This is a genomic window from Okeania sp. SIO2B9, from assembly GCF_010672505.1.
GTDB lineage: Bacteria > Cyanobacteriota > Cyanobacteriia > Cyanobacteriales > Microcoleaceae > Okeania > Okeania hirsuta.
Genome location: NZ_JAAHGK010000066.1, coordinates 1 through 11,524 on the forward strand (window position 1 = coordinate 1; position 11,524 = coordinate 11,524).

General features: G+C 35.8%; 13 protein-coding genes. 9 read left to right on the forward strand and 4 right to left on the reverse strand.

All coding sequences use genetic code 11. The annotated features are described in order from the left end of the window. The first annotated feature begins 363 nt into the window (after positions 1-363). From speB to F6K13_RS04405, 5 genes are all read left to right on the forward strand, one after another. The gene (gene speB, locus F6K13_RS04385; RefSeq protein ID WP_124143809.1) at positions 364-1,275 is read left to right on the forward strand and encodes an agmatinase; all 912 of its coding nucleotides are present in this window, start codon (positions 364-366) and stop codon (positions 1,273-1,275) included. A gap of 80 nt (positions 1,276-1,355) precedes the next feature. After that, on the forward strand, positions 1,356-1,907 hold the full coding sequence (locus F6K13_RS04390) for a thioredoxin family protein (RefSeq protein ID WP_192901311.1): 552 nt from the start codon (positions 1,356-1,358) through the stop codon (positions 1,905-1,907). A 447-nt stretch (positions 1,908-2,354) separates the two neighbouring features. Beyond that, positions 2,355-3,077, forward strand: a complete 723-nt coding sequence (gene pyrH / locus F6K13_RS04395; RefSeq protein WP_124143811.1) for a UMP kinase — start codon at positions 2,355-2,357, stop codon at positions 3,075-3,077. Next, complete coding sequence (frr, locus tag F6K13_RS04400) at positions 3,074-3,622, forward strand: ribosome recycling factor (RefSeq protein WP_124143812.1); 549 nt, start codon at positions 3,074-3,076, stop codon at positions 3,620-3,622. The genes pyrH and frr overlap by 4 nt, the downstream gene beginning before the upstream one ends. A gap of 256 nt (positions 3,623-3,878) precedes the next feature. Then, positions 3,879-4,994, forward strand: coding sequence for a geranylgeranyl reductase family protein (locus F6K13_RS04405; protein ID WP_124155410.1), 1,116 nt, complete (start codon positions 3,879-3,881; stop codon positions 4,992-4,994). A gap of 629 nt (positions 4,995-5,623) precedes the next feature. Here F6K13_RS04405 and F6K13_RS04410 read toward each other — a convergent pair. From F6K13_RS04410 to F6K13_RS04420, 3 genes are all read right to left on the reverse strand, one after another. Then, entirely contained in the window at positions 5,624-6,391 is a 768-nt protein-coding gene (locus F6K13_RS04410; RefSeq protein ID WP_124143814.1) for a pentapeptide repeat-containing protein, read from the reverse strand. A gap of 436 nt (positions 6,392-6,827) precedes the next feature. Next, on the reverse strand, positions 6,828-7,187 hold the full coding sequence (locus F6K13_RS04415; RefSeq protein WP_124143815.1) for a hypothetical protein: 360 nt from the start codon (positions 7,185-7,187) through the stop codon (positions 6,828-6,830). 106 nt (positions 7,188-7,293) lie between these two features. Then, the gene (locus F6K13_RS04420) at positions 7,294-7,539 is read right to left on the reverse strand and encodes a hypothetical protein (RefSeq protein ID WP_124143816.1); all 246 of its coding nucleotides are present in this window, start codon (positions 7,537-7,539) and stop codon (positions 7,294-7,296) included. A 985-nt stretch (positions 7,540-8,524) separates the two neighbouring features. On the opposite strand from F6K13_RS04420, the gene F6K13_RS04425 reads away from it, so the two are divergent. Together F6K13_RS04425 and F6K13_RS04430 are read left to right on the forward strand one after the other, a co-directional pair. Beyond that, positions 8,525-9,691 (forward strand): RNA polymerase sigma factor, RpoD/SigA family, encoded by a 1,167-nt coding sequence (locus F6K13_RS04425; protein WP_192901062.1) that lies wholly within the window; start codon positions 8,525-8,527, stop codon positions 9,689-9,691. Positions 9,692-9,723: 32 nt separating this feature from the next. Continuing rightward, positions 9,724-10,215 carry a GNAT family N-acetyltransferase gene (locus F6K13_RS04430; RefSeq protein ID WP_124155409.1) on the forward strand — a complete coding sequence of 164 codons (492 nt, stop codon included), beginning with the start codon at positions 9,724-9,726 and terminating at the stop codon, positions 10,213-10,215. A 261-nt stretch (positions 10,216-10,476) separates the two neighbouring features. Here the strand turns inward: F6K13_RS04430 and F6K13_RS04435 are convergent, their stop codons facing one another. Further along, a complete protein-coding gene (locus F6K13_RS04435) occupies positions 10,477-10,632 on the reverse strand; it encodes a hypothetical protein (RefSeq protein WP_161565067.1) in 156 nt (51 codons plus the stop codon). Positions 10,633-10,679: 47 nt separating this feature from the next. Here F6K13_RS04435 and F6K13_RS04440 point away from each other — a divergent pair, with 47 nt between their 5' ends. Then, a complete protein-coding gene (locus F6K13_RS04440; protein ID WP_124155408.1) occupies positions 10,680-10,886 on the forward strand; it encodes a glycogen debranching protein in 207 nt (68 codons plus the stop codon). Positions 10,887-11,226: 340 nt separating this feature from the next. After that, a complete protein-coding gene (locus F6K13_RS04445; protein WP_287286903.1) occupies positions 11,227-11,436 on the forward strand; it encodes a hypothetical protein in 210 nt (69 codons plus the stop codon). The last annotated feature ends 88 nt before the right edge of the window (positions 11,437-11,524 follow it).

An 11,524-nucleotide genomic window follows, 5' to 3' on the forward strand; every position in this document is an offset into this window, starting at 1 on the left:
CAGCTGGCGTGGAAGTCATGTTACTCTCTAAAACAAACAAATTTTGTACCTCACGCTTCTTGGGAGTTGCTGTAGCAATCATTAGTTTTGTAGAAAATATCTACAGCATTAATAAATAGTAGGAATAGTTTTAGAGCTTTTATCTAAAATAAATTTTTATATTAGCGTTGTGATTTTTATATTTATACTTTGTTGTCAAGTATAATTGCTATTCATCATTAATATGAAAGTAAGCATTTCCTGCTAAATGCTTACATATCAAAAACGTTATAATATTCTACACTTAAAACTTACAATAACTATAACCATCAAAATTTTGCTAAATGTTAAATTATTTAACTCTAGAATACTAAAATATTAAAAATGTCAGCAATTTACCCTACATCAACTCTACCATTTATCGGTTCGGAAATTGAACCAGACTATACCACTGCCAAAGTAGCAATTTTACCAATTCCTTATGAAGCAACTACCACTTATAGAAGGGGTTGTGTTAACGGTCCATCAGCAATATTAGATGCGTCTCAACAGTTAGAATGTTATGACGAAGAATTAGACCGAGAAACTGGTTTAGAAGTTGGTATCTATACCCATGAATCTATAGCAGATACTGGTAATGGAAAAAAAATATTACCATTAGATATGCTAAAAGTCACTCAAGAAACAGTAGAAAAATTAGTGAATGATGGAAAATTTGTCATTGCTATCGGTGGAGAGCATAGCATTACAAATGGAATTGTTAAAGCTTATAAAAAAATATATTTGGATGAAAAATTTACAGTAATTCAAATAGATGCTCATGGCGATTTACGTGATGAATATGAAGGTTCAATATATAACCACGCCTGTGTAATGCGACGGATAATTGAAATGGAATTGCCAACAATACAAATCGGTATTCGGGCGATTTGCAAAGAAGAAGCAGATTTAATCAAGGAGAAAAATCTCACAGTTTTTCGTGCAAGGGAAATAGTTATTCAGCCAGATTGGATAGAAAGAGCGATCGCTAGTATTCGGACTCAACAAGTTTTTTTAACAATAGATTTAGATGGAATTGACCCAACATTAATTCCTGGAGTTGGTACCCCAGAACCTGGTGGACTAAATTGGTATTCTTTAACTGCATTTTTGCGGAAATTATTTGAATTACACGAAGTAATAGGTTGTGACATTATGGAGTTAGCTCCAATAGTTGATTCTGTAGTATCTGAGTTTACAGCAGCTAAATTAGTCTATAAACTTATTGGATATCAGGCATTAGCTCAAGGCTGGTAAAAATATGGGATATGATAGAAAAATATTTGTTCTAAGTAATGCAATTGTTTATAAGTAATAGAGAGATGAGTTTGACTGAAATGACAGGAACAGAAATTGATAATTATGCTCCAGATTTTGAATTGCCAGGAGTAGATGGTGAGGTTCATCATTTAGCAAGATATTTAGAAAATTTTAAAGTAGTTTGTGTGATATTTTTGAGTAATCAATGCCCAGAAGTAGATTTATACATTGAACGGATTAAGCAACTGCAAAAAGATTTTCAAAACCAAGGAGTAATCATAATTGGAATGAATGCTAATGATGCGACGATTTCTCCCAATCCCAAAGATAGTTTTGAAAAAATGAAAGAATTTGCAGCTAATAATCAACTAAATTTTCCCTATATTCGGGATGTAACTCAAGACGTAGCAGAAAGCTTTGGGGTTGACAAAACACCCGAGGCTTTTTTATTGGATCGGGAAGGTAAGTTACGATATCGTGGCCGAATAGACGATAATGTTAATCAGCCAGAAGCAGTAAAAGTTGCTTATCTACATCAGGCAATTGCCCAACTTCTTCAAGATGAAGAAGTAACCCCATCTCATACAGAAGTCGTTGGTTGCTCAATTAAATGGCGTCGTAAATTATAACTCAACAGTAGTAATACTGGGGTGATTGAAGAAGGAAGAAGGAAAAAGTTGACGGGGACAGTCTTTGACAGGCCACTTCCTGTCTACAAAACCCAACTAATTGTAAAGACCGTGTAGACAGCGGGGTATTAAACCCAAAACAAAAAGATAAAAAATTAACCGTCACTTCTTTAAACCGTTTCATGCCCTTTTATAAAAGTGATAAACAACTGAATAAATAGTAATTTCCAACTTTTGATAATTTAACTCTCATGCCAATATTATGTGAGTCTGCACAGAATGATGAAATTTATTAACTTATCTGTCTTTTTCTCAAGTCAACTCTGATGAAAATATTATTCTATGTAACTTCTGATAAATTTAGTATCAAGAATAAAATAGTGGAAAAAAGCAGAACAACTGGTATCGTATTGTGGAAGCAACTTTAGTTGAGAAAAGACTCAAAGTATGGGGACAGTCGATCGACGGGTTTTGCTGAAATTGAGTGGCGAATCCTTGATGGGAAGTCTTGGCTATGGCATAGATCCGGCAGTAGTCCAAGGAATTGCTCAAGAAGTGGCCGAAGTAGTGGCCACAGGAATTCAAATGGCAATTGTTGTTGGGGGCGGTAATATTTTTAGAGGTGTAAAAGCAGCCTCGAAAGGAATGGACCGAGCAACAGCAGATTATGTGGGCATGATTGCCACTGTGATGAATGCTATTACCTTACAAGATGCCCTCGAACAAGCAGGAGTGCCGACAAGAGTCCAAACGGCGATCGCTATGCAAGAAGTAGCCGAACCTTACATTCGTCGTCGAGCCATTCGCCATCTGGAAAAAGGCCGAGTGGTAGTTTTTGGCGCAGGTTCTGGTAATCCATTTTTTACCACTGATACTACTGCAGCTCTCAGAGCAGCAGAAATTGACGCAGAAGTAATTTATAAAGCCACTAAAGTCGATGGGGTCTATGATTCCGATCCAGAAAAGAATCCACAGGCCAAACGATACGAGTCCCTAACTTATGGGGAAGTATTAAGACAAGACTTACGGGTAATGGACAGTACAGCGATCGCTCTTTGTAAAGAAAATAATATCCCGATTATTGTATTTAATCTTTCGGTTACGGGTAATATCCGTAAGGCCGTTATGGGAGAAAAAATTGGAACTATTGTCAGAGGTTTTGATGAATGAATATAGAAGAAGCTGAAAAGAAAATGAAAAAAGCAGTTGAAGCTACTCAAAGTTCCTTCAACACGATTAGAACTGGAAGAGCTAATGCTTCTCTTTTAGACAGAGTAATAGTTGAATATTATGGAGTTCCAACTCCACTCAAATCTATGGCAAATATTGGCATCCCAGATGCTAGTACCATTACTATTCAACCTTTTGATAAAAGTAGTCTGGGCTTAATTGAAAAAGCAATTAATATGTCAGACGTTGGTTTAACTCCCAACAATGACGGATCTATTGTACGGCTAAATATTCCCCCACTCACAAGTGAACGTCGTCAGGAAATGGTCAAGTTAGCAGCTAAACTTGCTGAAGAAGGGAAAGTTTCTGTCCGTAATATTCGTCGTGATGCTGTAGATTCAGTTCGTAAACAAGAAAAAAATAGCGATATTTCTAAAGATGAATCACGAGATTTACAAGACAAAATTCAAAAGAAGACAGATAAATACATAGCCAAAATAGATGAGTTATTAGCTGCTAAAGAGAAGGATATTACAACGGTTTAAAAAAATCTTGAAAATCACAGATAAACAAAAGTAAAAAGTAAAAAATCAAGAGTTAAAAAACCTATATCAAGATATGTAAAATCAAGTATCTTAGAAAATCATAGGTAAAATGGGAACTCTGTGATTTTTGCAGGGGGGAGGTTCTATAGATGGTTTAAGCAAGTAAATAACTTTTCTATAGAAACTACCCCTGCTCAATAAGTATTTTCCCATCCTCAAAAATCATAAAAAACCTCAATATTGAAGAATTGAAGAAATGTTTGATTGTATAATCGTAGGAGCAGGCCCAGCAGGAGGTACAGCAGCTTATCATTTGGCTAAAAAAGGACGTTCTGTTTTAGTCATAGAAAAAGAATCTTTACCTAGAAAAAAAGCTTGTGGTGGTGGGGTATCTCCAGCCATCGCTGAGTGGTTTGACTTTGATTTCACTCCAGCAATTTCTCTCAAGGTCAAGAAAATTCGCTATACATGGAAATTAGAAGATCCCGTAGAAGCAGATTTACCTTCTGCAATGTGGATGGTAAAACGGGATATTTTCGATCATTTCCTGATCCAAAAAGCTCAAGCAGAAGGTGCAGAACTAAGAGAAAAAACAGAAGTTACAGGTATTGAATTTAAAAGCGATCATTGGGAAGTTAAAACAAACGGAGAACCTGTTACAGGTCGTTATTTAATTGCCGCTGATGGAGCAAAAGGCCCAATGGCTAAATGGTTGGGTTTCAAAGAATCAAAAAAACGACAAAGTTTGGTTTTTGAAGCAGCATTAAAAGACCAAAATCAACAAGTTAATTTTGAATTTGGCTCAGTTAAAAACGGCAATATCTGGAGTTTCCCGAAAGCAGATTCTTGCTCAATTAATATTGCTACTTTTAGAGGTGGGGAACCCAAAAATTTATCCAAAGATTTGATGGAATATGCACAAAAAATTGGTTTAAGTGCAAATCAAAATGAATTATTAGAACATCCTATTTCTCTATGGGATGGAGATAAAAATCTCCACACAGAAAATGCAGTATTAGCAGGAGAAGCAGCAAGTATATTAGACCCCTTATCTGCCGAAGGAATTCGCCCCTCAATTTTCAGTGGTGTCAAAGCTGCTGAAGCTATAGATAAAGCTTTGGGAGACGATGGAGATGCTCTCAAGCAATACACTCAGGTAATAAATGAAGAATGGGGTGCAGATATGGTTTGGGCAGGTCGTCTAGCAGGAGCATTTTATAGATTTCCCAAAGTAGCTTATAAAATGGGAGTTAAATTACCTGCAGCTACCGAAGTAATGAGTAAAATTCTTTGTGGAGAATTGCGTTATGCAGATATTGCTAACAAGGCCATTAAAAAACTCAGTGGCAGTTTTTTACCAGGAAGAGGTTAATTAAAGTAAGTTATGCTTAAATTTCTCAATTTATAGCGCTGTGCGCAGGCAACAGGCAACAGGCAACAGGCAACAGGGGGAATAAAAGACCGATAATACAAGACTTTTAGCTATTGGACACCTCTTGTAATTTGTAAATATGCCAGCGCACATTGCTATATACAGCAATAAATTTTGGTGATCAAAATCACAGATTAAAGTTATGCTTTTACTGGCATAACTTTACTGTTTTGTTTAACTGGAAATTCTGAATTTAACGGCTGAGATTTTTGACTTTTATTTAGGCAGATAAGCAAATAAGATGTAACTGTTTAGCTGATAGTAATTCTTATAAAGATTGAGCTTAGGGTAAAAGCAAAAACCTTTAAAGGGACGTTTGATCGAACGTCCCTACTGTGTTTAATATAAACGAAAATTTCTGTAAGTTTTGATAAGTTAAGTATTAAGTATTAAGTAAGTAAAAACTAATAAATAATAACTGAACTAAGAGCTGATCTATATAGTAAATATTAAGAGGCTGAATTCCTTATAGTTTCTATACTTATGGAACGTCTTTATGAAATTCAAGAAGGTTGTACTTTTACTTATCAATATCAGATAACTCTGTCAAACAAAAAAAACATAAATACCTAAAATGCCAACCTTAATAAAGAAGGAAGTAAAGAACCAATAGCGTGTACAAATTGATTAGGCTTTTTTGGTTCAGGAGGATTTAAACGTAGGTCAATAACTTCAACCAAATATTGTGATAATTCTTCACCCTCTTTACTACCTTTAGAAATAAAAATTTCGCGAGATTTTTCAGCATCTGCAAGTGCAGCATCAAGATTTCCCAAGTCTGCAAGAGCCATACTTCTAGCAAAATAAGCAGCAGCTAAATCAGACTTTAAATTAATAGCTTGATTATAATATCTAACAGCATCTTTATAATGTCCGGCCTTTGCTTCTGCAATTCCTAACCGATAAAAATCTTCAGCTTCACCAACATTAGATGGCATTCCCACAGCACCCAACAAAAAAGCATTTTTGAGGTCAACATCAGTTAAATTAGCACCAGTTAAATAAGCACTTCTCAAATCGGTGCCAGCCAAATTTGCCCCAGTCAAATTTGCCCCAGTTAAATTAGCACCAAATAAACTTGTACCAGCCAAGTTAGCACCACTTAAATCTGCCCCAGTCAAATTAGCACGACTGAGATTAGCTCCACTCAAGTTAGCCCCTTTGAGATTAGCTCCTTGAAGATTTGCTAATACCAGGCCAGCACCACTTAATTCACAATTTGGACATTGTTTACTAGATAATAACTTTTGTGTATGTTGGATATTTTCAGCAATCACTGGAACAAGAGGGCAAACCGTACTTAAAACTAAAATAGCAGAAAAGATTTTGAGTCTCATCTTCAAATCTTCCAAACTAAAGATTATATTTTGCTGCTATGTTAGCACTCAATTAGTACATCTAGTACCGCCTCACGGAACTGAAAAGCAAGAGTATAATTCTGAAGTCTCCATAACAAAATGACATTATAAGAGTTTTCATCTAAATTATGTATATACCGTTTCTCAAAAAGCGTGAGATACAGTTGTTTTTCTTTTTTCTATCCCCTGTTTCTCGAATTACTACTCCCTACTCCCTACTCCCTACTCCCTAAAACAAACGAATGCGCGTACCTCACCAATATGAGAATTGCCATAACACAGAGACTATAGCTTAAAAAAATAAGGTATTAATACTGAAGAAAGAAGTTCTGTTTTCCAGTCAAAATAAAATTGTATGAGGAGCCAAACTTTAATTTAAAACTATTTCACACTTGATTCTAAATTGAGATTAGCTTTATGATGATGTAATACAAGTCAATATATGAATAAGAGCTAGCTCTACAGTTTCATGGCAATTATCTGAAACATCAAAGAATGGAAAACCATATCGAACACAGTCTCTTTCGATGACTTGACTCAATGAAATAAAACTTTGCACAGTTCTTAGTAATTCTAAATCTTCCATTTGATGAGACCAACAGTAAGGATCGTCAAGTGCTGCTTTGCGAATTTCGTGAAGTTTGCGTTCAGGAGCAGTATTTGGATATCCCAAAAATAAAGTAATGGGTTTGATATACCAAAGACGTTGAATAATAAGTTTATGTGAGATGAATGAAGACTCATAAACGCGAAGATAGTTAAATTCTTTACCCATCAGAACTTACGCAGGGACTCTACAGATAGCTAGTGCGAATGCCATTTGCGCTCCGCAAAGCTCCGAATGCCCCCCCTACAGATGCTGCTTCAAAGATCAATTTGCATCAGTCCTGACCCATATTACGAAGAGCTTTCACCAATACCGTATCACAATAATCTTTACATATCTCCTTCTCTCTAGGAGTAAGTATGGGAGCAGGATAGTTATTGCGAACAGCATTTAAAAATGAGTCTAAATGCACAACAGTACATCGGGTTTGCTGAAAAACGAGATTAGCGAATCGAGACTTACCAGTACGACTAACACCTCCAATAATAACTGTACCAATGCTCTCAATTTTTTGTTCCACGACTACTCCAACAAGTTAAATAGTCATTTATACAGGACTTAAACAGGGAATCTAGAGATAGCTAGTGCGAATGCCATTTGCGCTCCGCAAAGCTCCGAATGGCGTTCCTACAAATGCTGCTTCAAAGATCAATTTGCGTCAGTCCTATTATAGTAAAAAAATATTATTGTAGCTAATTGTCTACACCAATAAAACTAGATAATACAAGTCCAGAGATTTATTGCTAAAATTTAATTATATTGCTTATAGTATAGCGTAAAATTCGCGATCGCTCTCTACTCATTTGATTTTTGATATCAGAAAACAGCGCTGCAACTCCAAATCAGGGATGGTTCCAAGGAAAGAAATGCGTACAAAAAGACGGAACAAAAAATATACTTAAGTAATAAACAAAAAAAAATTTGACTTGACTACTTAATTATTTAATCTAATTGCGATCGCATCGCCTTCTAATTTAATTGAATAAATACAGCATACATAATTTGAAGAAGCAGTCAATCTTGTTACAAATTATTATAATTAGAGTTATTTTAATTATTATTAAATAAGATTAGAAATAAACTAGCTGCTTTGTATTGATTAATACAGCTAATTAAATACTAAAGCTTTGAAATGTATATTGTTATCAGTACAGAAACAGATAACTTAATGTTAAGTAATTATTAGGTATATAAACTCTTGTAGATATAGGAATAGACAGGTAGGTTAGGACTTGTGCAGATGACAATCCGAATCAAGGAAAATGTTTTTCCCACTGTTCCCTGCTATAAATCTTAGGAAGTCCGGTCTAAATAGAGATTTGCGACCGCTCTTAGCTATTCATTGACATAAAGCATGAAATATGGTATTATTTGTACTTTACAAAAGACTTTAATATTGAGTTCATTGTTAAGTAATGATTAAGGAGTAACAGTATAAAACAACACTCCCTCTACGCTTCATCAACCATTTACAGCCAAAAAACTATATAATAGGAAAAAACACCATGAAAATTCTACTAACAGAGAATTCAGGTCAGCATAAAGTCGAATTTCCAGCTCCCACTAATAAACCAGATAATAAACCAGAAATGGCAACTCAAATGCAACAAATGAGTTTGATGATTGCCGAATCACTACATGAAAAAGATCAATATCAGGAGGACTCTAGTATGAATATACAGGCTGTAACTCTCCCATTATCAGAAAATTCACAAGACATAGATGATGCAGTAGGAGCATTATTTAAGCAAATGTCTCGCTATCCTCTTCTCAGCCAAAAAGAAGAAGTAGAATTAGCAAGGCTGATCCAAGAATTAGTTATCTTTGAACAACTGCCAGAAAAACTAGCAAATGACTTAGGGCGAATACCTACAAAAGCTGAAGTAGCAGCAGCAGCAGGTTTAACAGAAGCACAACTATCTCATCGCTTACATAAGTGTCGTGCCGCCAAACGCCGAATGATTAGCTCCAACCTCCGTCTAGTAGTTTCCATAGCCAAACGCTATCTAAACCGAGGAGTACCCTTTCTAGACTTGATTCAAGAAGGAGCATTAGGACTAAACCGTGCCACAGAAAAATTTGACCCAGAGAAAGGTTACAAATTTTCTACCTATGCCTATTGGTGGATTCGTCAAGGAATAACTCGCACTATTGCTAATCAAGGACGTACTATTCGTTTACCAGTTCATGTAGTTGAACAGATTAACAAACTTAAACGAGTTTACCGCGACTTACGACGGAAGCTAAATCGTATCCCCAGTGATACCGAAATTACTCAAGCACTAGAAATTTCTCACCAACAACTGCGTAACCTCCAGCAAATTCGCCGGAAAACTCTTTCTCTAAATCATCGTTTAGGTACTGACGAAAATAGCGAACTGCTAGACTTCTTAGAAGATAATGAAAATAGCACTCCCGAAGCGCAAATGAATGACATGATGATGCGCCAGGATATCTTGGAAGTCTTAAATCATGTATTGAATGATCGCGAACAAGATGTCATCACTCTCCGGTATGGTTTGCTCACAGGAGAACCTCATACTTTAGATGAAGTGAGTCGCATGATTAATCTCTCCCGGGAGCGAGTCAGGCAAATTCAAGCTAAGGCCATGCGGAAATTGCGTCGTCCTCAAGTAGCTGAACGTTTGAAAGAATGGTTAAATCGATTTTAATAAAATGTAATAGCTGTAATAGCGATTAAATTATGTCTTTAAATGAAGTAAAATTGCGTAGTGCTAGGCCAGCAGATGTACCTGTAATATTTGAGTTAATTAAGGCGCTAGCTGAGTATGAAAAATTATCCCATGCTGTTACAGGTAGCGCTGCCTCCTTAAAAGCTCATTTATTTAGCGATCATCCCTACGCTGAAGCGATTATTGCTGAATTTGCTGGCCAACCTGTAGGTTTTTCTCTCTTCTTTCATAACTACTCAACTTTTCTCACTCAACCGGGAATTTATATAGAGGATTTATTTGTTTTACCGGAGTATCGAGGGCGGGGTATTGGGAAGCAACTGGTAAGTTATGTCGCACAGTTAGCTGTATCTCGAAATTGTGGACGTTTAGAGTGGAGTGTTTTAGATTGGAATAAACCAGCTATTGGATTTTATCAACGTATTGGTGCGTCAATTTTAGATGAATGGCGTATATGCCGTGTTACAGGTAATTCTCTCAAGAGTTTAGCATCTGGACAGTAATTTTAAAGAAGACAGAAGGCAGAAGGCAGAAGGCAGGAGGCAGAAGGGAAAATTACTTATGGATAGTCTTCGACAAGCCACTTTGTGTCTACAAACCCCAAACAATTTTAAGTACCCCTGTTGATGTTGGGGTATTAAACCCGCAAAAGAAAAGATAAGATTCAGGTTGAATTTAATCCCATTTAATATTAGAAATTTAGTGCCAACCGAAAATTCTGAATTCTCTAGAGTTCAGAATTTTCTTTGTGTTGTGTAATGAGTTTATAATTTTGTGGCGTTGGTGATTTGAGGTATGATATCCTGTCCAGATAAGAGCGCGAAAAAAAAACTTTCTCCTTCTACTACTCTTTTTTCTTCTTTCTTTCCTCCTGACTCCTGACTCCTGACTCCTAAATAATTAAGATTAATATCATACACTAATTCACAAACGCCTATTTTGTTAACTTTTAATGAGGCTATTAACTATGACTATTTGGGTAAATGAACAGATAGATCCATCTGGTATTATCTACTCCTGTATTGCTTGTGGCGATCAACAACAGGCCCAAGAATGCCATGAGTCTTTTCAAAATAATTTAACTGAGACTCAAAAGGAACAAGGATGGAAAGCTATACTGCGAACCGTTGAATCTTGGGATGAAGTACCTGTGAGTGCTTTGAAATTGAACTAATACCGTTTCACGGAAGTCAAAAATTAAAAGTCAAAAGTCAAAAGTCAAAAGTTAAAAGTAATATTTTTAGGACTCAAAACTTTGACAATATAGTAATTTCACCGAAATTATTTCACATCTATCTAAAGGAGCGAAACTATTTGTAACATTCTTTTTTCACGCTTGGTATAATAGCTACGCGCTAGGGGACAGGGAACAGGGAGAAATTTATCAGAGAAAACATTTTTATCTTTTCTTTTACTGCCGAAAATTCATAACTGCTCTTGAGCTAAGTTTCCGGTTGAGTAGGAAAAAACTATGAACTTTAAATTTATGGAGTTATATTCGGAAATTATCAAACATGGAAATCTACGCATACCATCAAATTGCTGTTGCTTGGGAAACATCTCACAAAATTAAGCAACCAACCTGTTTTTCATGCGATCGCATTATGATTTTTTTACGTTTAGGATGGAAAATCATGTTTGCACCAGAGTTGCTGGAAGTTGCTGAAACTCCTGAAACTACTCAACCTTCACCTAAGACAAATTCTTCCATCAGTTATGCTTAGATTGAGAATATAAGAGAATGTTTATCAACTGGATGTTATAGCAGAAGCAAGAAGGAAAAAGGAGGAAGGTTGATATTCCATTTTTTTT